We start from the raw sequence: 22259 nt of genomic DNA on the forward strand, positions 1-22259 counted from the left end.
CGCAATAAGCGCAAGAATCTGCAAGCCGGCGCCGGGGCAGGGCGGGAGACTGTTTGGGTAGGATTTTCGGAGACCGCCATGAACCTTTCGCTCTACCTGCTCACCGTGCTCATCTGGGGCACCACCTGGATCGCCATCAAGCTGCAGGTCGGCGTGGTCGCCATTCCGTTGTCCATTGCCTACCGGTTCAGCCTGGCGGCGCTGGTGCTGTTTGCCCTGCTGCTGGTGTCGCGGCGGCTGCAACCGCTGGGCTGGCGCGGGCAGGCGATCTGCCTGGCCCAGGGGTTGTGCCTGTTCTGCGTGAACTTCCTGTGCTTCTACACCGCGAGCCAGTGGATCCCCAGCGGGCTGGTCGCCGTGGTGTTCTCCACCGCCACCCTGTGGAATGCGTTGAACGCGCGGATATTCTTCGGCCAGCGCATCGCGCCCAATGTGCTGGGCGGCGGCGCGTTCGGCCTGGCGGGGCTGGCGCTGTTGTTCTGGCCGGAGCTGTCCGGGCACCAGGCGACGCGCGAGACCTTCTACGGACTGGGGTTGGCGCTGCTTGGCACGCTGTGCTTCTCGGCGGGCAATCTGCTGTCGAGCCTGCAGCAGAAGGCCGGGCTGCGGCCTCTGTCGACCAATGCCTGGGGCATGCTCTATGGCTCGCTGATCCTGCTGCTGATCTGCCTGGTACAGGGCGTGCCGCTGACCTTCGACGCCAGCCCGCAGTACGTCTGGTCGCTGCTGTACCTGGCGATTCCTGGCTCGGTGATCGGCTTCACCGCCTACCTCACGCTGGTCGGGCGCATGGGGCCGGAGCGGGCGGCGTATTGCACCGTGCTGTTCCCGGTGGTGGCGCTGAATGTGTCGGCCTTCGCCGAAGGCTACCAGTGGAGCCTGCCGGCACTGGCCGGGCTGGGGCTGGTGATGGCCGGCAACGTGCTGGTGTTCCGCAAGCCCAAGCCGGTGTTGCAGCCAGCACGGGCGTGACCCTGCAGGAGCGCGCTTGCTCGCGAACAGCCTCGCGGCGGGGTTGGTTCGCGAGCAAGCTCGCTCCTACATGGATACCCTGGCTTTCAGCGCTGGGCCATCAGCTTCGTGGGGCGCATCAGGCCTTCCAGGCCTGCGGATTGACCAGATTCTTCGGGCGCTCGCCACGCAGGGCGGCTTCGAAATTGTCCAGCGCGCACTCGGCCATGGCCTGGCGGGTTTCGTGGGTGGCCGAGCCGATGTGCGGCAGCGTCACGGCATTGGGCAGCGAGAACAGTGGCGACTCCGCCAGCGGTTCTTTCTCGTAGACGTCCAGGCCGGCGGCGAGGATGCGCTTCTCCTGCAGCGCTTCCACCAGCGCGGCTTCGTCGATCACCTGGCCACGGGCGATGTTCACCAGGATGCCGCTGGGCTTCATCAGTTCCAGCTCGCGCTTGCCGATCAGCTTGCGGGTCTTCTCCGACAGCGGCACCACCACGCAGACGAAATCCGCCTCGCCCAGCAACTCCTCGAAGCCGCAGAAACGCGCGCCCAGTTCCTGCTCCAGCTCGGGCTTGCGGCTATTGCCGTGGTAGAGCACGTCCATATTGAAACCAAAGCGGCCGCGACGGGCGATGGCCGCGCCGATGCGACCGAGGCCGAGGATGCCGAGCTTCTTGCCGTGCACGTCGACGCCGAAGTGCTGGGCGTCCACGGTGCGCTTCCACTGGCCGGCCTTGGTCCAGGCGTCCAGCTCGGCGGTGCGCCGCGCGGCCGCCATGATCAGCGCGAAGCCGAGGTCGGCGGTGGTTTCGGTCAGCACGTCCGGCGTGTTGGTCAGCGGGATACCGCGCTGGTTCAGGTAGTTCAGATCGTAGTTGTCGTAGCCCACCGAGACGCTGGAGATGACTTCCAGCTGCGTGGCCTGGGCCAGTTGCTTCTCACCCAGCGGGCGACCGACACCAATCATGCCGTGGGTGGTCGGCAGGGCAGCGGCCAGTTGCGCGTCGACGTCGCCTTGCTTGGGGTCGAGCACGGTGACGTTGAACTGGCTGCGCAGGCGGTCGAGGTGTTCCGCGGCAAGGCGGCTGAAGACGAAGACGTTCTTTTTCATGGCTCTCGGGCGGCGGGGAGGCTGAGGGGGCTTAACCCTACCATTGCCGGGCTAGAGCGGCGCAAGGCTTGTGTGCGTGCCGGGCGATTATCGAACAAGGCCCGCCATTGTAGGAGCGAGCTTGCTCGCGAAGCGCTTGGCGCCGAGGCTGCCGGGGAGTCTGTTCGCGAGCAAGCTCGCTCCTACAGAGGCGGCGGGGTGCGGGAAAGAGGGTGGGTTCGCGGGCAAGCTCACTGAACACCGGGGTAGGGAGTTACACAGTGAGCTTGCCCGCGAAACACGACGAAAAGGGTGGTCAGGGTCCCACATCGGCGAGCCCGGCGCCATCGGCCTGGAGCACACCTGGGAGATTTTCTCGCAGATACGCTACCCAGGTCTTGATCTTCGCGTCCAGGTATTGGCGCGACGGGTACAGCGCGTAGACGTTGAGAATCTGCAGCTTGTAATGCGGCAGTACGCGCACCAGCGAGCCGTCGCGCAGGCCGTCGATGGCCGAGTAGACGGGCAGGGCGCTGATGCCCATGCCCGAGCCAATGGCCTCGGTCATGGCGTCGCCGACGTTCACCTGGAAGGGCGAGGGGCCAAGGGTGATCATTTCCTGGCCGTTGGGGCCGTCGAACAGCCACTTGTCCAGCGGCAGCACCGGGCTGATCAGGCGCAGGCAGTCATGCTCCATCAACTCGGTAGGCGTCTTCGGCGTGCCGCGCCGGGCCAGGTAGTCCGGCGAGGCGCAGAGGATGCTGTAGGTCTCGCCGATGCGCTGGGACACCAGGCCCGAGTCGGGCAGTTCCGAGGCGACCACGATGGCCACGTCGAAACCTTCGTCGAGCAGATCCGGCACGCGGTTGGCCATGGTCAGTTCGAAGGTCACGTCCGGGTGCTGCTGGCGATAGTTGGCGATGGCGCGGATCACGTAGTGCTGGCCGATCCCGGTCATCGAATGCACGCGCAGGCGGCCGGCGGGTCGGGCGTGGGCGTCGCTGGCCTCGGCTTCGGCTTCCTCGACGTAGGCGAGGATCTGCTCACAGCGCAGCAGGTAGCGTTGGCCGGCCTCGGTGAGAGCGATACGCCGGGTGGTGCGGTTGAGCAGTCGGGTCCGCAGGTGCGACTCCAGATTGGCGACTGCGCGGGATACGTAGGCGGTGGTGGTGTTCAGCTGCTGCGCGGCGGCGGTGAAACTGCCGGTTTCCGCGACGCTGGCGAACGCACGCATGGTCTGCAGTGTGTCCATTGGGGCCTCGTCAGTGGGGCATCTGTCCCGGGTGGCGACGCCAATGAAGGGATAGGTCGTCGCCGGCGGCATGTCCTTGATGGGTGGCAATGCGCGGAGCAGAGCGGGGGCGGCCTATTGTCACATGGATGACGACACACATTGTTTCATTATCGGTAATAAACAATCACAAAACAGCCGGCTTATCCGTTCCCTTTCCCGTCCCTAGAATTCAATCGCCGCAACTGGCTTTGCCGGCTCTCCACGCTTAAAAGCCCCACGCTGAAAAGCTAGATCACTTCCAGGACCTCCACCGTGTCGCGTCACCTCGTGAAAGGACTGACGTTCGTCGGCTCCTTTGTCATTTTTTCAACAATCGCCGGATGTATCAGCACCAATGGCATCGCCCCGCAGGAACAGCGCCTGGGCGACACCGAGCTGGCCACCGACGCCGCCATCGCGCACGCCAACCAGGAAGCTGGCTGGCCCGCCGAGCAGTGGTGGCGCGCCTATGGTGATCCGCAGTTGAATACCTGGGTGCAGACCGCGCTGGACGGCAGCCCGACCCTGGCGCAGGCCGAGGCGCGGGTGCGCATGGCCATGGCCATGGCCGGCGTCGCCGAGTCCGCCGAGTCGCCGCAGATCAGCGGCGATGCCTCGCTGACCCGCCACCGTTGGCCGACCGACTATTTCTACGGCCCGGGCGACCTGGCCGACACCACCACCTGGAACAACAACGCCGCCCTGGGCCTGAACTATTCGCTCGACCTCTGGGGGCGTGAGCGCAGCAACACCGAGCGCTACGTCGACATCGCCAAGATGACCGCCGCCGAGGCGCGCGTTGCCCAGCTGGAGCTGGAAAGCAACATCGTCCGCGCCTATATCCAGCTGTCGCTGCAATACGCCGAGCTGGACATCGGCAAGGCCATGCTGGCGCAACAGCAGGGCATTCTCGCCCTGGCCCAGCGCCGCCTCGATGGTGGCATCGGCACGCATTTCGAAGTCAGCCAGGCGGAAGTCCCGCTGCCGGAAACCGAGCGCAAGATCGAAGCGGTGGACGAGGAAATCCAGCTGACCCGCAACCAGATCGCCGCTCTCGCTGGCAAAGGCCCCGGCGCCGGCGCCTCGATCCAGCGCCCGAGCCTGAAGCTCGCTGAAGGCCCCGGCTTGCCCAGCAAGCTGCCGATGGAGCTGCTCGGCCACCGCCCGGACGTGGTTGCCAGCCGCTGGAAGGTCGCCGCCCAGGCCAAGGGCGTGGACGTGGCCCGCGCCGAGTTCTACCCCAACGTCGACCTGGTCGCGAGCATCGGCTACAGCGCCGTCGGCGGCGGCATGCTGGAATTCCTCAACGCCGAGAAATTCACCTACGGCGTCGGCCCGGCCATCTCCCTGCCGATCTTCGACGGTGGTCGCCGTCGCTCGCAACTGAGCCAGGAATCCGCCGGCTACGACGCCGCCGTGGCGCAGTACAACCAGACGCTGATCAATGCGCTCAAGGGCATTTCCGATCACCTGATCCGCATGCATTCCATGGAACTGCAGCAGGGCTTCGCCGAGAAGTCCGTGGCGTCGGCCCAGCGCACCTACGACATCGCCACCAAGGCATACCGTGGCGGCCTGACCGACTACCTCAATGTGCTCAATGCGCAGACCCGCTTGTTCCAGCAGCAGTTGGTGGAACAGCAGGTGCGCGCCGCGCGCCTGGCCACCCATGCCGGCCTCGTCGTCGCCCTGGGCGGCGGCCTGATGGACAAGCAGGAAGGCCCGAAAGAACACAAGATGGTCCCGGAAACCGTCGACGTGCGCGCGGCACAGGGCGCCGGGCGCTGATATGGCGGCGAACGACTTCAGCGCCCACCCGGCGCCGCTGGACGCCCTGCGTCGCGCGCTGCTGGAGTGGGGGCGCAGCGACGGCGTCACCTGGGTCTACATCGCCAAGGTGCTGCTCGCCGCGCTGCTGACCCTGTGGCTGGCGATGCGTCTGGAGCTGCCGCAACCGAGCACGGCGACCATCACCGTGTTCATCGTCATGCAGCCGCAGAGCGGCCAGGTGTTCGCCAAGAGCTTCTATCGGATTCTCGGCAGCCTCGTCGGGCTCTCCGTGATGGTCGCGCTGATCGCGATCTTCGCCCAGCAGCGCGAGTTGTTCCTGCTGGTTTCGGCGCTCTGGATCGGCCTGTGCACCGTCGGCGCTGCGCGCTACCGAGACTTCCGCTCCTACGCCTGCGTACTGGCCGGCTACACCGCCACGCTGATCGGCCTGCCCGCCACCCTGCACCCGGAAGCCGCCTTCATGTCGGCCATCTGGCGGGTGCTGGAAATCAGCCTGGGCATCCTCTGCTCCATGGTGGTCAGTGCCACGCTGTTCCCGCAGACCTCCAGCACGGCCATGCGCAGCGCGCTGTACCAGCGCTTCGGCGCCTTTGCCGGCTTCGTCCTGGACAACCTGGGGGGCGGTGATCGCAGCAAGTTCGAAGCCTCCAACGTGGCCTTCGCCTCCCAGGCCGTGGGTCTGGAAGCGCTGCGCAGCGTCACCCGTTTCGAAGACCCGCACATGCGCCTGCGTTCGGGCCGTCTGTCGCGCCTGAACAACGAGTTCATGGTCCTCACTACCCGCTACCACGCGCTGCACCAGTTGCTCTCGCGCCTGCGTGCGCAGGAAGCGGAAGCCGTGCTGCGCGCCCTGCAGCCGTGCCTGGATGAGCTGACCCAGGTGCTCGCGCCGTGGCGCGGCCAGTCGGTCACCGACCGCGACGCCGAGCGCCTTGCCGCGCAACTGGAAAGCCACCGCACGCGGATGATGCAACGCATCCGTTCCGGCCGCGCGCAACTGCTCGCGGAGCAGGACGAACCCGCCGCATTGCTGGACTACAACACCGCCGGCGAGCTGCTCTACCGCCTGGCCGATGACCTCTACAACTACGCCCTGACCCACGCTTCCCTGGCCGCGCACAAGCACGAGCGGGAGAACTGGAAGCACGGCTTCTCGCCCAAGGCCAACCTGGTCGCCTCGCTCGTGGCGGGCGGGCGCACCGCGCTGATGGTGCTGGTCTTCGGCCTCTTCTGGATCGAGACCGCCTGGCCCAGCGGCAGCACCTTCGTGCTCAACGCCGCCGCCGTCGCCGCCCTGGTATCGGCCGCGCCAGACCCGGCGAAGATGGCCATGCAGATGGCCGTGGGCACTTTCTTCGCGGCGATCCTCGGCTTCTCCGAAACCTTCTTCGTGTTCCCGCACCTGGACGGCTTTGCCCTGCTGGCCTTCGCCCTGGCGCCGGTATTCGCGGTGGGCGCGTTCTTCTCGATCAAGCCCAAGTACGCCGGGTACGGTCTGGGCCTGCTGGTGTTCTTCAGCTTCGGCGCGATCCCGGCGAACCTTACCGTCTACGATCCGGGCCGCATGCTCAACGAGTACATCGCCCTGGTGCTGTCGCAGAGCCTGGCCGCGGTGGTCGCCGCGGTGATCATGCCGCCGACCAGCGCCTGGCTGTGGCGCCGCCTGGAGAAGGACCTGCGCCTGCGCGTGGTGGAAGCCATCAGCGGCAAGCTCGACGGCCTCGTTTCCTCCTTCGAGAGCGGCACTCGCGATCTGCTAAACCAGGCCTACGGTGTTGCCGCGCGCAGCCCGCAGATGCAACGCCGCCTGCTGCGCTGGACCTTCGTGGTGCTGGAGATCGGCCACTCGATCATCGAGTTGCGCGTCGAGCAGGAGAACCTGCCGGCCGAGCCCTGCTACGCCGAATCCACGCCCTGGCGGCAGTCGATCCGCAGCATGGGCCGCGCGCTGATCCGCCTGTTCGTCAAACCCTGCGAGGCCAACCGCGAGCGTGCCCTGGTCGCCGTGGAGCTGGCCATCGACTGCGTGAAGACCACCGACGAGCCGCGCGCGCCGGACTTCGAAAGTTCGCCGCTGCGCCGCGTGCTCAGCTACCTGCACTTCATCCGCAGCAGCCTGCTCGACCCGCAGTCGCCGCTGCGCGATGGCGAAACCTCTTCTGGAAGATCGACCCATGTTGCCTGACCTGCCCCGCGAGATCGCGTTCCACGGGGTCTACATGCCGACCCTGACCCTGATGTTCCTGGTTGCCGCGCTGCTGTGCTGGGGCATCGACCGCATCCTCGCCTCCGTCGGCCTCTACCGCTACACCTGGCACCCGGCGCTGTTCCGCGTGTGCCTGTTCGCCTGCCTGTTTGGCGGGCTGTCCCTCACTATCTATAAGTAACGAGCGTGCACCCATGACTCTCAAATCCATCATCAGCCTGCTGGCGACCCTGATCATCCTGGCGGTCGCCGCGTTGATCGGCCGCGCCCTCTGGGTGAACTACATGGATACGCCCTGGACCCGCGACGGCCGGGTGCGCGCCGACATCATCAACGTCGCCGCCGACGTCTCCGGCGTGGTGGTGGACGTGCCGGTGCGCGACAACCAGCAAGTGAAGAAAGGCGACCTGCTGATGCAGATCGACCCCGACCACTACCAGATCGCCGTGAAGCAGGCTGAAGCGCTGGTTGCCTCGCGCAAGGCCACCCTGCAGATGCGCCAGCTCAACGCCAAGCGCCGCCGCGCCATGGATGAGGAAGTGGTTTCCCGCGAGAGCCTGGACGACGCCAGCAACACCGCCGCCGCCTCCGAGGCCGACTACCAGCAGGCCCTGGCCGCGCTGGATGCCGCCAAGCTGAACCTGGAGCGCACCCAGGTGCGCGCCTCGGTGGACGGCTACGTGACCAACCTCAACGTGCACCGTGGCGACTATGCCCGCGTCGGTGAGGCGAAGATGGCGGTGGTCGACGAGAACTCCTACTGGATCTACGGCTACTTCGAAGAGACCAAGCTGCCGCACATCCGCGTTGGCGACCCCGCCGAGCTGCAACTGATGAGTGGCGAGCGCCTTAAGGGCCATGTCGAGAGCATCGCCCGCGCCATCTACGACCGCGACAACCCCGAAAGCCGCGAGCTGGTGGCCGACGTCAACCCGACCTTCAACTGGGTGCGCCTGGCCCAGCGCGTGCCGGTGCGCATCCATATCGACGACGTGCCGGACGGCGTGCTGCTGGCCGCTGGCATCACGGCCACCGTGATCGTCAACCCGCAGAGCCGCAACGCGGAGCATTCCGATGCAGCCGCTGCGCCTGCGCAGTAAGTTGATCGGGTGAATGAAAACGGGAGCTTGGGCTCCCGTTTTCATTTCCATGTACACCACAAGACGCAACCTGGCCGCGTAGGGCTCAGCCCCGGGGGCTCTTCGTAGGAGCGAGCTTGCTCGCGAATAGCCCAGCTCCAGTGCCTTGCGGTTCGCGAGCAAGCTCGCTCCTACAAAAGAGGTTCAGCCTTCGGCGTGCTCGCGTTTGCGGTTCTTGTAGCTGCCGCGGATGTTCATTGCCGCCAGGCACAGTTGCAGCAGCACCAGCGCATAGGCCTTGGCCGGAATACCCCAGGCGATCCACAGCGCGTTGCTGGCGAGGAATACCCAGAAGCCGACCTTGCGCCGCTTGCGCTCGCGGGAGCCGACCAGCCAGGCGGCGAGGACGGTGACCAGCATGGCTGGCCATTGCAGCAGGTCGATCAGCTCGTTCATGGGCGGTCCGGTTCAGGTGGGTGTCCTGAACTCAGACCAGCCCTGGTGCGGCAAAGTGCGGACGAACTGGGTAGCCATCGAGCAGTGCGTTGGTTTTCTCCGCGTCCAGTTCGCCATTGAATGGCACGCCCAGCGCCTGGCGGTGGATCCCGGTAGCCGCCAGCCACAGGGTGTCGATGCGCGCCGCCAGTGCACCGGGAACGTCGGTCACCAGGGAGTCGCCGACGAAGAGGATGTGCTTTGCGCCGCGCGCTTCCAACTGGCGCTGGGCGACGCGGAACGCGGAAGGGTCGGGCTTGCCGTACCAGTGAACCTTGCCACCCTCCTCGGCGAAGGCTTCGGCCAGGCGGCCAGCGCCGAATACCGTCTGGCCGCCGGAGACCACCACGCGGTCCGGGTTGGCGCAGAGGAAGGGTTTGTCGGTGGCGCCGCGTAGCGGGGCGAAGCGCTCTTCCAGCTCGTCCTGCGGGAAGCTGCCGACGCCCAGGATCAGCGAAGCGGCGTGAATGTCGTCGCAGAAACGCTCGCGAATATCCGCCGGCCAGGTGGTCAGCGCATCGCCTACGCCGACGGTGTAGATGCCACCGCGCTGGAACTCGCGCTCGTGGGTGAAGGCGTCAATGGCCAACTGGCCAGAGGTGGTAATGCCGGCGAACAGCTCGCGGGCGACGCCCAGGCGCACCAGAGTGTCGGCCATTTCCGGGACGCTGCGCGAGGCGTTGCTCAGGAACCACACCGGCTTGCCCTCGGCCGCGCGGCGCGCGAGCCAGTCCAGGGCGCCAGGGAAGACGTCGACGCCATCGATCAGCACGCCCCAGAGATCGAGCAGGAAGCCGTCGTAATCGGCGCAGAAGGCATCCAGGCCGGCGTGGTCGATGTAGCGGGTGTGGGTGACGGCGCTGAAGCGGGAAGAAGTCATGGCGTGCCTGTGCAACGGTGGGAGTGCGCCCACGTTAGCGCACTCTCGCCCGTTCGGTGTGACAGACGCGCCGATCAGTGTGTCGGGTGCAGCGGGCGCTCGTCGCCGAAGGTGTCCGCCAGCCAGCCCTTGAGCTGGCAGCCGGCAAAGGCCGAGGTGCTGCATTCGCCGCTGGCCAGGGCCTGCTGCAGTTGGCCGATGTCGGCCTTCTGCACGTACGCGATGGCGTCGGTCATGTCGTCTTCGGTGCCATAACCGCCCTGGGTCATCTCCTTGAGCGCATCTTCCTTGCTCCAGCCCTGGATCACCGTGCGGTACATGGCGGCGAACAGGCCGGTGCGGTCACGCCCGTGCTTGCAGTGCATCAGTACCGGGCCGTTCTGCTCGGCGCCCTGCAGAATGCGCAGGACTTTCAGCACATCGGCGTCGTCGACGCGGTCGGCGTGGGTCGGGAAGCTCACGGCCTCGATATCGTGCTGGCCGATCCACTCGCGGTCGTCGTCCTTGATGAAGCTCACCACGGTCTTCACCTGCAGGCGCTGCAGCTCGGGCAGGTCGGCGCTGTCGGGCAGCGCGCTGCGGTAGAGGGTTGGCGACATCTGGTAGAGGTTGAACGACTTGTCCACAGGCCTGGCCCAGTCGGCCGGTGTCTCGCCAGCGGCCAGGGCGAGCGGGCTGATGCTCTGCAGTGCAGCGCTCAGCAGGGCGGCGGCGATGGCGCCACGGAGAATCTGGGGCAGGGACATGGGGACTCCTCTAAGGTCCGCGTCACCTTAGAGGGAGGCCGGTTGTGCCCGGATGAAAAGCAGGTGAAGAAAGCGTGAAGGCCGCTCAGCGACTGTCGGCGGGGAGAAAGCGCACGAGCACGCCGGGGCGGAAGAACCACCAGACGCATAGCGGATAGCACAGATAGTTGAGTGCGTAGATCAGCAGGGCCGCCGGGCTCGGCGTGTTCTTCCACGCCGCCACCCCGACCAGGATCGCGTAGAGGATTGCCAGGCCGCCGCCGTACAGCGCGGTCAGCCGCCAACGCTCGCCGGCTTCCGCCAGGCGCTTGTGCCGGCGAGCGAACCAGAAGGCCATGGCGGCGGCGATCACGGCTGCTACCAGCAAGGTCGCCGGCACACCGCCGACCCGCAGCAGTCCACGGGCCACCACGTTGAGGAAGAAAGCGGCGAGGATGCCGGCGAGGGCGAGGTAGCGAACGCGATAACTCATCAGAGTTGTCCGTCGAGGCCAAAGCGCTTCTTCAGCACCTTGTCCAGCAGGCCAGTGGGCAGCCAGCGCGAGAGCAGCGGCAGGGCACGGCTGCCATTGCCGATGCGCACCAGGCGCGGACGCGGGGATTTCTGCGTGGCAGCCAGCAGCTCGCGGGCGAAGTCGCCGGCGGGTGTGGGTTTGTCCTGGGACGCGGCGGCGCGCGCCTGGATGAATTGACGCAGCGGCCACCAGGCGGAGTCCTCGCTGAACACCGCGGCCATTTCGCGGCTGGCGTTGGCGCCGAAGTTGGAGGCGATGGCGCCGGGTTGGACTTCCATCACCTCGATACCGAAGGGCGCCAGCTCCAGGCGCAGCGCATCGTTCAACGCATGCACCGCGGCCTTGGAAGCGCAGTAGGCGCCGGCGAAGGGCGTGACCAGCACGCCGGACACGCTGCCGATGTTCACCACCAGCCCACGCCGTGCGCGCAGCGCCGGGAACAGCGCGCGGGTGATGCCGACCACGGCGAACACGTTGGTTTCGAACTGCCGGCGGATCGCCTGGCTGCCGCCATCGAGCAATGGGCCCATGGCGCCGTATCCGGCGTTGTTGATCAGCACATCGAGGCCACCGGTTTCGCGCTGCAGCAGCTCGGCGAGGCGCTCGACGGCGGGTTCGTCGTTGACATCCAGCAGCACGCCCCGGAAACCCGCCTGGCCGAGGGCGGCGACGTCTTCATCGCGGCGGGCGGTGGCCCAGACCTGGTAACCGGCGGTCTGGAAGGCATCGGCGAGGGCGCGGCCGATGCCACTGGAGCAACCGGTGATGAGGGCGACGGGTTGGGGCATGGTGGGGCAGTCCTTGGGCTGTGGGCGGGACTACCGTACCGGATTGTGCGGGGCAGGTGAATCAGTTGCCGAAGCGGCCGTTCACGCGCTCGGCGCGGAATTCCAGAGTGCTGGCGCGATAGCCGGGGCGCAGGGGCGGCAGCGGCAGGCAGTCGCTCCAGCTGTCGCCGGCGAGCAGGGCGCCAGGGCCTCGGTAGCGTGGGGCTTCGTAGAGGTTTTCGGCAAGGTCGGTGGTGTCGCCGGGGCGGTAGGCGGCGACCTTCCAGCGCAGCTCCAGCAGCGGGCGGTTGGCGCCGTTCTTCAGGCTGACGGCGAGCGGACGGCCGGGTTGGCACTGGTCGGGCTGATAGGCGATGCGCAGTTCCAGGTGCTGGAGCTGGCGGGCGTCACTGTTGTCCTGCCAGATGGCAATGGCGATCACGCAGGCCAGCCCGACCAGGCCGGCGCCGGAGATCGGAAGGGCGCGGGAGGGGTAGCGGATCAGCAGGATGACCCAGGTGACGATCAGCAGGATGCCGTACAGCATGGAGCGCTCCGCGCAGGGTATCGAGCATTACCTTAGCAGGCCGCGGCGTGGCGCGGGTTGATGTGGCGGGGGTGTTCCCTGTGGGAGCGAGCTTGCTCGCGAACCTGCCTGGGTGCGGTTCGCGAGCAAGCTCGCTCCTACAAAAAACGTCAGGTGTGGGGCGGGGGCGCTATGCCTGACTGTCTGCGCGCGATTGCAGCACGTACTCAAACCGGCGAGCGAGGTGGTGGCAGCAGCCCGTTGTTGAGCAGGTGAGCAGCCAGCCAGAGCAGGGTGCAAAGGCAGATGGCGAGGGCGACCCACATGAGGATTTTCATGGCCAGGGTGGACTCGGTGCTGCCCGCTGACGGGAGAGGAGCCTCGACAGCGGCGGCAACCACTTCCGCAGGCGGTGCGCTATCGCTGATAGGTGCTACGGCAAGCGCCGGCTGGGCGGTTTCGGCGCTCTGCAGCAGGGCTTCGCCGAAACGCTCCAGGACGCTTTCCACCCGCGACGGTGCGGTTATGGGTGGTGGTGCCAGGTCCTTGCGCCGACTGCGGATAATTCGGCTTTCAAGCAGGATGAAGGCTGCGCAGCACAGCGGCACGGCCACCAACAGCGCGGGCGCCTGTTGTTCGATCCAGCCCGCCACCAGCGGGTCGCTACAGGCGAGCCGCCCACCGATCCAGGCCAGTACCACGCTGCCGAGGGAAACCAGCCAGGGATTGCGCTCCAGGGTTCGGGCGAGGAACAGGCTGCCGTACATCAGCAGCGGAATGCTCAGTAGCAGGCCCAGCAACAGGGGCAGGATCGCCCCCTCGGTGGCGCCGGCGAGGCCCATCACATTGTCCAGGCTCATCGCCACGTCGGCACTCACCACTGTCAGAACTGCTGCACCCAGACGGGTAGCGCTGGACTGCACAGGTGGGTGGTTGTCGTCTTCGCCGAGCAACAGGCGCAGGGCTATCAGCAGCAGGACGCCGGCACCGATGATCTTCAGCAATGGGATATACAGCAGCAGGCTGATCAGCGCCGTGAGGACCAGCCGCAGGCCGATGGCGAGCCCGGTCGCCAGGAAGATCGCGCGCTTGCGCAGTTCCACTGGCAGGGTGTTGCAGACCAGGGCGATCACCAGGGCATTGTCGCCACTGAGCAGCAGGTCGAGCAGGACGACCTGCAGCAGCATCCCCAGTGACTGATTGAAGTGCTCCATCTCCATCACCCCAGCGCTCCCATGCAGCCGGCATACAGGCCGATGCTGGCAGTGAGCAGAAATACCAGACCGACGCAGGCGGCATAACCGCCTTTGAGCCGGTGTGGCTCGGGCAGTTCACGGCGTGCCAGAACGAACAGCAGGCCCAGGACGATGGGCAGCAACAGCGCATTGATCACCCCGGTGGCGATGGACAGGCGCAACAGATCGATGCCCGATGCGACCAGCAGCCCGCCAGCCGCGAGCACTGCGCCGAAGGCCGCATAGAACCAGGGCGCCTCCGAGGGTTTGCGGGCCAGCGAGTGGCGCTTGCCGAGCAGCTCGCCGAAGGCCCAGGCGGCCGACAGGCAGATCACGATGGTGGCGACCAGGGCCCCGCCACTCAGCGCCAGGGCGAACAGCAGCTTGCCGCTGCGCTCGCCGAGGACCTGGGTGAAGGCCTCGGCGATCTGCGGAATGCTTTCCAGGGCGATGCCACTGTCGTGCCCGGAGAAGGCGGCGGCTGCGGCGATGAGCACGGCGGCCGTGATGATCTGGCAGAGGATCGCGCCGCTCAGCGTATCGATACGGGCTGCGCGCAGGTGCGAGGTGTCCAGGCCTTTGTCGACCAGGGCGGACTGCTGATAGAAGATCGTCCAGGGCATGATGCTGGTTCCCAGGTTGGCGGCGAGGAGGTACAGGTAGTCGCGGTTGGCGAACGGCACGTGGGCAAGTTGCGCGGCAATCTGTCGGTAGTCCGGATGGGCCCGCCAGGCCACGGCAAAGAATGCCAGTTCGAACAGGCCCAGGCCGATGGCCAGCCGCTCCACGGAGCGGTAGCTGTTGGTGCAGACCATGCCGAACAGGCCGCCGCACACCACCAGCACCACCAGCCAGACCGGCACGCCGAATAACTCGCCCACGCCGGCCAGCCCGCTCAGCTGGGTGACCAGTGCGCCAAGGCAACTGATCGCCAGGGTGAGCATGGCCAGTGTTGCCAGGCCGTGCCCGAAGCGCTGCAGCACCAGTTCGCCGTAGCCTTTGCCGGTGCAGAGGGCGAGGCGCACCGTCAGTTCCTGCGCCACGAACAGCAGCGGCACGATCAATGCCTGCAGGAGCAGCAGCCGATAGCCCCACTGCGCGCCGCTCTGGGCGGCGGTAATGATGCTGCCGGCGTCGGTATCCGCCAGCATCACCACCAGGCCCGGCCCGAGCAGTGCGAAGGTGCGCCGGACGTCCAGCAGCGCCGGTTTCATGGTGCAGCCTTGGTGGGCGGACCATTCTTCAGCGCCCGCAGCATGGCGGAGTCGGGCGACAGCAGCAGCGTGGGGGCGGCGCCCGCCAGCGATTGCGAGTAGCTTTGCAGCGCGCGGTAGTAGGCGTAGAACTGCGGGTCCCTGGCATAGGCCGCGGAGAGGATACGGTTGGCCTCGGCGTCCGCCTCGCCACGTGTTACCGCGCTCTGGCTCTGCGCCTGGGAGAGGATCACGGTGCGCTCGCTGTCCGCGGCCGCCTGGATCTGCTGGGCCCATTCCTCTCCCTGGGCGCGCAGTTGTTTGGCTTCCTGCTGGCGCGCTGACTTCATCCTGGCAAAGATGGCCTGGCCGGTTTCGATGGGCAGGTCGCCACGGTGCAGGCGCACTTCCTCCACTTCGATACCCAGTGGGATCGCCCGTTGCGCCACTTCCGCGCGTACCCGTTCGAGGGCCTGGCTGCGGTCATCGGAAAGCAATTGCTGGATTTTCACCCGACCCAGTTCGCGGCGCAGCGAGGTGCTGACCAATTGCGCCAGTTGTTCGCGCGCCTGTGTCTCGTCGCGTACCGCCTGGTAGAAGCGCAGCGGGTCGGCGATCCGGTAGCGGGTGTAGGTTTCCACCTCCAGGCGCTTTTCGTCGCCGAGGATTACTTCCTCGGGAGGCGAGGCGAGCATCTGCAGGCGAGCGTCGTAGTACTGCAGGCTGTCGATGAAGGGCAGTTTGAACTTTGGCCCCGGCGTCTGATCGATGTCTGCCAACGGTGCGCCCATGCGGATCACCAGGGCTTTCTGGCCTTCCGACAAGGTGTAGAAGGACGAGCTGGACAGCCAGAGTGCCGCGATCAGCCCACAGGTGCCGATAACCGGCCAACGCGCGCGCATCAGTGCACCTCCCGCGCAGGTGTGTCCTGCAAGGGCAGGTAGGGCAGTACGCCGGTGGCGGATTTGCCGGAGCCATCGACGATCACCTTGCCCGCCTTCTTCAACAGGGCATCCATGCTTTCCATGTACAGGCGCCAGGCTGTGACCTCGCGGGCCTGGGCGTAGCTCTGGTACAGCGCATCGAAGCGGCTGGCTTCGCCCTTGGCCAGCGCCAGTGTCTGGGTCTTGTAGGCGTTGGCTTCCTGGACGGTGCGGTCGGCGTCACCGCGGGCTTTGGGAATGATGTCGTTGGCGTAGGCTTGCGCTTCGTTGCGGGCGCGCTCCTGGTCGGCGCGGGCGCGTTGCACGTCGTTGAAGGCATCGATCACCGCCGCCGGAGGGTCGACTCGCTGCAGTTGTACCTGGGTGATCTGGATGCCGGCCTGCTCCTCGTCCAGCCACTTCTGCAGCAGTTCGCTGGTCTGCTCGGCGACTTGCTGGCGCCCATGGGACATCGCTGCCTGGATCGGCGTGCGTGCCAGAACGTCGCGCAGGGCGCTTTCCGCGGCGACCTGCAGCGCTGCCTGCGGGTCCTTGATCTGGAACAGGAACTTGCCGGCATCCTTGATTCGCCAGAACACCGTGCATTCCGCCTCGATGATGTTTTCATCGCCGGTGAGCATCTGCTTGTCGCGGATATCGCTTTCGTAGCTGGGTTTGTTGTCGTACTGGTTGCTCAGTTGCAGCTGGTTGATCTGCGTGACCCTGGGCAGCAGCAGCGTTTCCACTGGCCACGGCAACCGGTAATGCAGCCCTGGCGCGCTGCTGCGCACCCATTGGCCGAGGCGCAGCACCACGCCCTGCTCATCGGGCTGGACCTTGTAGATGCCACTGGCCAGCCACAGCAGTACCAGCAGCCCGCCGATCAGCAGTGAACCCTTGCCGTTCAAACCGTAGAGCTGGGTGCGATAGGCCAGGATATGGCCCCAGGCAAAGAGCGGCCGCTCTCGTGCCGCCGCAGGAGTGGGTACCTCGGTGATGCTGGACTGCATGATGTTCTCGCGCTGGGGAGGGGCGCCCTGAGCAGGCGGGTGTTACAGAATGTGTCGGGTATTCAAGGCGTCATCCTCGGTGAAAGGAATGACCCCGATCAACAATCGGCGGGCGGCTTTTTCCCTATCGCACAGTTGTTCAGTCGCCGTTCAGGCAGCCCGGCGCGCGGGCATAAAAAAGCCCCCGCACCGGAGGTGCGGGGGCATTGGCGCTGATGGGGGGAAGCGCCGGGTTCTCGCGTGGAATCAGCGCACCACGGCGCGTAGCTCCACGTTCTCGGTAGTACGGCCGTAGACGTCTTCCAGACGCTCGATGTCGTCTTCGCCGAGGTAGCTGCCCGATTGCACTTCGATGATTTCCAGCGGGATCTTGCCCGGGTTGGCCAGGCGGTGGACCGAGGCGATCGGGATGTAGGTGGACTGGTTCTCGGTGAGCAGGAAGGTCTTGTCGTCACAGGTCACCTGGGCGGTGCCGGAAACGACGATCCAGTGCTCGGCGCGGTGGTGGTGCATCTGCAGCGACAGGCGCGCGCCCGGCTTGACCGAGATGTGCTTGACCTGGAAGCGGCCGCCCATGTCCACCGAGTCGTAGGAGCCCCACGGACGGTAGACCTGGCAGTGGTTCTGGGTCTCGCTGCGGCCGGCGGCGTCGAGCTGGTTGACCACCTTCTTGACGTCCTGCACGCGGTCCTTGTGGGCGATCATCATGGCGTCCTTGGTTTCGACGACCACGATATCTTCCAGGCCGATCACCGAGACCAGCTTGCCGTTGCCGTGCACCAGGCAGTTGTGGCTGTCGTGGACCATCACGTCGCCCATGGTGACGTTGCCGTCGCCGTCCTTGTCATGGACTTCCCAGATCGACGACCAGCTGCCGACGTCGTTCCAGCCGGCGGACAGCGGGACCACGCAGGCGCGGCGGGTCTTTTCCATCACGGCGTAGTCGATGGAGTTGTCCGGGCAGCACTCGAAGGTGGCGGCGTCGATGCTGATCAGGTCGCCGTCGTGCTGGCTGCGCTCCAGGGCGAGCAGGCAGGTGTCGTAGATGTCGGCGTCGTGTTTCTTCAGCTCTTCGAGGAAGCGGCTGGCGCGGAACAGGAACATGCCGCTGTTCCAGAAGTAGCCGCCCTCATCGACGAACTGCTGGGCACGCGCCTCGTCGGGTTTCTCGATGAAGCGCTCGACGCGGATCACGCCATCCGGCAGGCCGCGCTCGTCGCCGGACTTGATGTAGCCGTAGCCGGTTTCCGGGCGATTGGCCGGCACGCCGAATAGCACCATCTCGCCTTTTTCGGCGGCGTTGGTGGCCAGTGCCAGGGCGCGCTGGAAGGCACGCTGATCGTCGATCACGTGGTCGGCGGGGAGGATCAGCAGCAGCTCGTCACGGCCTTCGGCGAGCAGCTTCATGGCGGCGATGGCGACCGCTGGAGCGGTGTTGCGGCCGAAGGGCTCGAGGAGGATTGACTGGGTCTTCAGGTCCAGCGCTTCGAGTTGCTCCTGGACGATGAAACGGTGTTCCTGGTTGCTCACCACCACCGGCGGCTCCATGCCTTCGAACACCAGGCGTTCCAGGGTCTGCTGGAACAGGGTGTGGTCGCCGGTCAGGGCCAGGAACTGCTTGGGATACTGTTTGCGCGAAAGAGGCCAGAGTCGCGAGCCGCTACCACCGGAAAGGATTACTGGGATCATCGGGTTTCTCCTAAAGCGTTTGCGTTCTGTCGGCCGGCCCACGTCATGCGGGCCAGCGTGCGGTTTGGGTGACCTCTCCTGTGCATGCCGTCGCTGCGGCGCACTGGTTCTTCTGCCGGCGTGGGGCCGGTCTTGTTGTTTGGCTTGGGAGCGGTTGCACAGCGCCCTCTCCCTAGCCCTCTCCCTGAAGGGAGAGGGGACTGTTCGGAGCGAAGCGGGGCTTCCCCGCTAGCCGGGTAGTACTGAACTTTTCGTTCGCACGGATGGCTCCCTCTCCCTTCAGGGAGAGGGCGGGGGAGAGGGGCGGAACTCTCCAACGGCACGCTGCTCACCATCCGCTTCAAGGCCTCAGTCCGCCTTGACCGGACGCTTGACCCATACCGGGTTCAGCTTGCCGGCGTCACCGGTGACGTACAGGCAGACCACTTCGCCGCGCTCGAGGGTGACGGGCTTGAGGTCGCTGACTTTCTTGGCGCCGTCGAACAGGGCGAGGTTGACCTTCACCGGGTTGATCTCGCGGTCACCGTGGCTTTGTGGGGCGACGTTGGCGACGACATCCGTCTTGCCGTCGGCAGTCTTCAGGGTGAGGGCCTTGCCGCTGAGGTTCTGTACGCGGACGAGGGCCTTCTGCTTGTTCTTGAACGGCGGCTCGGGCACCAGGCGCGGTTGGCCGCCGGGTTGGCTGACGAGGGTGTAGTAGGCGTCCGGGTCGAGCTTGACCGGCAGGCTCTGGCTACCGACCTTAGCGGTGTAGTTGCCCGGCGGGAGGAACTTGAAGTCGCTGGAGCCCAGCGGGGAAATGTCGTTGAGGGTGGCGTTGCCGACGCTGACGGACAGTTCGCCGCTGCCGGCGTTGTAGGCCCGTACGAAGGTGGAGCCCTTGGGAGCCTGTGGGCCGTAGAGCGCGCCTTCACCACCGGCGAAGGCTCCGAAGGAGGCCGCGCCCAGGGCGAGGGCCAGGGCAGAGGACTTCAGGGTGCGAATGCTCAGTCGGTTAATGCTCAGTCGGTTCATGGGGTGTACCTCCGTCTATCTCTCGTGTGGGCACGGGAGGTGCCCTGTTCCAGCGCTCGGTGCGCCGTGGGTTTTCGGGTCAGTGAGCGGCCTGGTTGGAGGCCAGGCGTTCGTCGCGGTTACCGTCCGCACGCAGTTGCGCCAGCCAGTCCTGGTTGAACTGGCTGAGGTCGCTGTGCATCGGCAGGTAGCGTTCGGGGAATTCCCAGACCAGCAGTTGCGCCGGCTTCTGCTTGAAGCCTTCGTCCTGCAGGAGTTCGAGCATCGGTTCCAGGGGGCCCTTGCCCTCCTTGGCGTAGTTGATGACATCCGCCGAGAGCGCCTGCTTGAGGGCGCCGGCGAAGTTCCAGCGCGCATTGGCGCTGTAGCTGGTGCCGACCAGGGCGACCTGCGGCTGGGCGCTGTCGCCGAAGAGGTCGCCGCTGCTGCCGTCGGTGGAGCCAGCGGAGCCGGTGGCGTCCTCTGCCGGATGGGTCTGGCGCTGCTGCAGCTGGTCTTCTTCAGGCAGCAGGTTGGTGAACAGCGGGTCCAGGGGCAGGAAGGTCAGCAGGTCGCCCTTGTGTGCGCCGCTCTTGCCGACCTCGGTGACGAAGCTCTGGGTCGGCAGGCCGGAGCCAACGCCCGCGCGGATGCTTTCGCCCAGTCGCTGGGCCACGGCTTCGGCGCCCAGCGGGGTCCAGTGGGTATCGGTGCGCAGGAAGACCTGGCCGTTGTCCTTGGCTTTTTCCATCGTCTCCAGCAGCTCGGGCGCGGCCATGCCGGCCTGGCGGGCGCGCTGCAGGAAGTCGGTGTAGAGCGAGGCGTGCAGGGCCGCCGGTTGTTCCTTGCCGATGTATTCGGGGTAGAGGCGGGTCTTGGCCGGGATGATCGCCAGGACCAGCTTCACGCCACGCCGCTCCAGTTCCTGCTGCACGCCGCGCACCAGCGCCCAGTTGTCGTCGAGCTGCTGCTGGGTGGGAGCTGGCTTGAACTCTTCATCGGTGAACAGCCAACCGTCCTTGCCGATCACCACGCCCGGGCGGCCTTCGTCGAAGACGGTGTAGTCCAGCGCGGCCCAGAGGTTGGTGCCCAGGCGCTTGATGGGGAATTCGTCGTCGTAGTGGCCTTCGAAGGCGTGGGCCAGCTTGCCGTTGAGCACGGTGGTGCCCTCGGCGGCGGAGAAGCTGGGGAATGCCTTCAGCGACCAGCCGGCAAGGCCCAGCAGCATCCCGCCGAAGGCGGCGATGTAGGCGTACTGGAGGGGTTTGCTGATCTTGGGTTGAGTGGTCGATTGCATGATCCGGCCTCGCTCAGAACTGGAAGTAGAGGAACGGCGAGTAGCTCTGCGCGGAGAGCTTGAGCACCGAGGCGGCGAACAGCAGGAGCAGGGCAACGCGGGTGGCCAGCACCGGCAGCTGGGTCATCCAGTGCGGCTGGTAGACGGCGGCGCCGTTGGGCGAATAGGCGATGGCTGCCGGGTCCTGCTGGGCCATGGCCGGGGTGCGCGGCTGGGCGCTGGCCGGGCCGTCAGCGTCGACCTGTTCGGTCTTGGCGGCGGCCTTGGGTGCCTTGCTCTGCATCGGCTGGTTGTAGAACTGGCGCAGGCCGAAGAAGGCAAGCACGAGGTAGGCGATCACCAGGGTGCCGACCTGCAGGCCGGTGAGGCTGGCGCGGTTGAGCTCGGAGAGCTTCCAGTCGCTGAAGCTGAACATGGCTTCGTACATGCGCCAGGCCACGTGCAGGTTCTCGGCGCGGAAGATCACCCAGCCGACGATCACCAGCAGGAAGGTGAACACCCACTTCAGCGGATTGAGCACGCGCGGAGCGGCGTTCACGCCCAGGGCGCGCTCGATGGCCAGCCACACGCCGTGCCAGGCGCCCCAGATGATGTAGGTGACGTTGGCGCCATGCCACAGGCCGCCCAGCAGCATGGTGAGGATCAGGTTGCGGTAGGTCTGGAAGGTGGTGCCGCGGTTGCCGCCCAGGCTGATGTACAGGTAGTCGCGCAGCCAGGTGGAGAGGCTGATGTGCCAGCGCCGCCAGAACTCGGTGATGGACTGGCTGATGTAGGGCTGGTTGAAGTTCTCCATGAAGCGGAAGCCCATCATCAGGCCCAGGCCGATGGCCATGTCGCTGTAGCCGGAGAAGTCGAAGTACAGCTGCGCGGTGTAGGCCAGCGCGCCGAGCCAGGCGTCGCCCGTGGTCGGGTCCTGCAGGGCGAAGCAATGGTCGGCGACCGCTGCCAGGGTGTCGGCGATGAACACCTTCTTGACGAAGCCCTGCATGAAGCGGGTGCAGCCTTCGGCGAACTTGTCGACGGTATGGGTGCGGTGGTTGAACTGGTCGACCAGGTCCTTGAAGCGCAGCACGGGGCCGGCGATCAGGTGCGGGAAGATCGCCACGAACGCCGCGAAGTCGATCAGGTTGTGCGTGGCCGGGGTATCGCCGCGGTACACGTCGATGATGTAGCTGATCGATTCGAAGGTGTAGAAGCTGATGCCGATGGGCAGCAGGATGTGGGTCAGCACGAAGGGCTGCATGCCGAACGAGGTGATGATCTCGTTGAGGCTGTCCACACCGAAGTTGGCGTACTTGAAGTAGCCCAGCACGCAGAGGTCGACCACCACGCCGAGCAGCAGCCAGCGCTGCGCAGGTTTGGTACGCACGCCGGCGGCGCCGATGCGCAGGCCGATCCAGTAGTTGAACAGCGTGACGCCGGCGAACAGCAGGAGGAAGTCCACCCGCCACCAGGCGTAGAAGATGTAGCTGGCGACCAGCAGCAGGAGGTTCCGGTAGCGGTTCCCACTCAGGTAGTACAGGCCGAGGAAGACCGGCAGGAACAGGAACAGGAACACGTTGGAAGAAAAGACCATTCCGCGTCTCTCTCTGGAGCTT

21 protein-coding genes are annotated in these 22259 nt (G+C 66.2%); 5 read left to right on the forward strand and 16 right to left on the reverse strand.

Going from position 1 to position 22259, the window contains the following annotated elements; all coding sequences use genetic code 11:
• Nucleotides 1-78: 78 nt before the first annotated feature.
• Entirely contained in the window at nt 79-972 is an 894-nt protein-coding gene (locus AC2T4A_RS10535) for a DMT family transporter (protein ID WP_486743249.1), read from the forward strand.
• A 118-nt stretch (nt 973-1090) separates the two neighbouring features.
• Here the strand turns inward: AC2T4A_RS10535 and AC2T4A_RS10540 are convergent, their stop codons facing one another.
• Nucleotides 1091-2065, reverse strand: a complete 975-nt coding sequence (locus tag AC2T4A_RS10540) for a 2-hydroxyacid dehydrogenase (RefSeq protein ID WP_486743250.1) — start codon at nt 2063-2065, stop codon at nt 1091-1093.
• Between the two features lie 295 nt (nt 2066-2360).
• Nucleotides 2361-3296: a LysR family transcriptional regulator gene (locus AC2T4A_RS10545; protein ID WP_416744686.1), complete on the reverse strand. Its 936-nt coding sequence runs from the start codon at nt 3294-3296 to the stop codon at nt 2361-2363.
• A 294-nt stretch (nt 3297-3590) separates the two neighbouring features.
• On the opposite strand from AC2T4A_RS10545, the gene AC2T4A_RS10550 reads away from it, so the two are divergent.
• The 4 genes from AC2T4A_RS10550 to AC2T4A_RS10565 are packed head-to-tail and all read left to right on the forward strand — an operon-like array spanning nt 3591 to nt 8414.
• Complete coding sequence (locus tag AC2T4A_RS10550; RefSeq protein WP_478377822.1) at nt 3591-5105, forward strand: efflux transporter outer membrane subunit; 1515 nt, start codon at nt 3591-3593, stop codon at nt 5103-5105.
• 1 nt (nt 5106) lies between these two features.
• Nucleotides 5107-7293: an FUSC family protein gene (locus AC2T4A_RS10555; RefSeq protein ID WP_486743251.1), complete on the forward strand. Its 2187-nt coding sequence runs from the start codon at nt 5107-5109 to the stop codon at nt 7291-7293.
• A gap of 1 nt (nt 7294) precedes the next feature.
• Nucleotides 7295-7495 (forward strand): DUF1656 domain-containing protein, encoded by a 201-nt coding sequence (locus AC2T4A_RS10560; protein ID WP_416744954.1) that lies wholly within the window; start codon nt 7295-7297, stop codon nt 7493-7495.
• Nucleotides 7496-7508: 13 nt separating this feature from the next.
• Nucleotides 7509-8414 carry an efflux RND transporter periplasmic adaptor subunit gene (locus AC2T4A_RS10565; RefSeq protein WP_416744683.1) on the forward strand — a complete coding sequence of 302 codons (906 nt, stop codon included), beginning with the start codon at nt 7509-7511 and terminating at the stop codon, nt 8412-8414.
• A 183-nt stretch (nt 8415-8597) separates the two neighbouring features.
• On the opposite strand, the gene AC2T4A_RS10570 is transcribed toward AC2T4A_RS10565, so the two are convergent.
• The 14 genes from AC2T4A_RS10570 to AC2T4A_RS10635 all read right to left on the reverse strand — a co-directional run bounded on the left by AC2T4A_RS10570 (nt 8598) and on the right by AC2T4A_RS10635 (nt 22237).
• Nucleotides 8598-8849, reverse strand: a complete 252-nt coding sequence (locus AC2T4A_RS10570) for a hypothetical protein (RefSeq protein WP_416744682.1) — start codon at nt 8847-8849, stop codon at nt 8598-8600.
• Nucleotides 8850-8880: 31 nt separating this feature from the next.
• On the reverse strand, nt 8881-9768 hold the full coding sequence (locus AC2T4A_RS10575; protein WP_416744681.1) for a TIGR01459 family HAD-type hydrolase: 888 nt from the start codon (nt 9766-9768) through the stop codon (nt 8881-8883).
• A gap of 74 nt (nt 9769-9842) precedes the next feature.
• Nucleotides 9843-10514 carry a dual specificity protein phosphatase family protein gene (locus AC2T4A_RS10580; RefSeq protein WP_478377820.1) on the reverse strand — a complete coding sequence of 224 codons (672 nt, stop codon included), beginning with the start codon at nt 10512-10514 and terminating at the stop codon, nt 9843-9845.
• Between the two features lie 85 nt (nt 10515-10599).
• Nucleotides 10600-10986, reverse strand: a complete 387-nt coding sequence (locus AC2T4A_RS10585; RefSeq protein WP_486743252.1) for a hypothetical protein — start codon at nt 10984-10986, stop codon at nt 10600-10602.
• Nucleotides 10986-11816 carry an SDR family oxidoreductase gene (locus tag AC2T4A_RS10590; protein ID WP_486743253.1) on the reverse strand — a complete coding sequence of 277 codons (831 nt, stop codon included), beginning with the start codon at nt 11814-11816 and terminating at the stop codon, nt 10986-10988. The genes AC2T4A_RS10585 and AC2T4A_RS10590 overlap by 1 nt, the downstream gene beginning before the upstream one ends.
• A gap of 61 nt (nt 11817-11877) precedes the next feature.
• The gene (locus AC2T4A_RS10595) at nt 11878-12342 is read right to left on the reverse strand and encodes a multidrug transporter (RefSeq protein WP_486743254.1); all 465 of its coding nucleotides are present in this window, start codon (nt 12340-12342) and stop codon (nt 11878-11880) included.
• 206 nt (nt 12343-12548) lie between these two features.
• Nucleotides 12549-13535, reverse strand: a complete 987-nt coding sequence (locus tag AC2T4A_RS10600; protein WP_486743255.1) for a YjbE family putative metal transport protein — start codon at nt 13533-13535, stop codon at nt 12549-12551.
• Nucleotides 13536-13540: 5 nt separating this feature from the next.
• A complete protein-coding gene (locus AC2T4A_RS10605; protein WP_486743256.1) occupies nt 13541-14770 on the reverse strand; it encodes an NRAMP family divalent metal transporter in 1230 nt (409 codons plus the stop codon).
• Entirely contained in the window at nt 14767-15651 is an 885-nt protein-coding gene (hflC, locus tag AC2T4A_RS10610) for a protease modulator HflC (RefSeq protein WP_416744674.1), read from the reverse strand. The genes AC2T4A_RS10605 and hflC overlap by 4 nt, the downstream gene beginning before the upstream one ends.
• A complete protein-coding gene (gene hflK / locus AC2T4A_RS10615; RefSeq protein ID WP_486743257.1) occupies nt 15651-16682 on the reverse strand; it encodes an FtsH protease activity modulator HflK in 1032 nt (343 codons plus the stop codon). Before hflK ends, hflC begins: the two co-directional genes overlap by 1 nt.
• Before the next feature lie 246 nt (nt 16683-16928).
• Nucleotides 16929-18371 (reverse strand): mannose-1-phosphate guanylyltransferase/mannose-6-phosphate isomerase, encoded by a 1443-nt coding sequence (locus tag AC2T4A_RS10620; RefSeq protein WP_416744672.1) that lies wholly within the window; start codon nt 18369-18371, stop codon nt 16929-16931.
• 348 nt (nt 18372-18719) lie between these two features.
• Nucleotides 18720-19385 (reverse strand): alginate O-acetyltransferase AlgF, encoded by a 666-nt coding sequence (algF, locus tag AC2T4A_RS10625; RefSeq protein WP_416744671.1) that lies wholly within the window; start codon nt 19383-19385, stop codon nt 18720-18722.
• 79 nt (nt 19386-19464) lie between these two features.
• Nucleotides 19465-20661, reverse strand: a complete 1197-nt coding sequence (locus tag AC2T4A_RS10630; protein WP_486743258.1) for an alginate O-acetyltransferase — start codon at nt 20659-20661, stop codon at nt 19465-19467.
• A gap of 13 nt (nt 20662-20674) precedes the next feature.
• Nucleotides 20675-22237 carry an MBOAT family O-acyltransferase gene (locus AC2T4A_RS10635; protein ID WP_486743259.1) on the reverse strand — a complete coding sequence of 521 codons (1563 nt, stop codon included), beginning with the start codon at nt 22235-22237 and terminating at the stop codon, nt 20675-20677.
• Nucleotides 22238-22259 lie beyond the last annotated feature (22 nt).

It is taken from the genome of Pseudomonas sp. PVC-3-1 (assembly GCF_057444315.1).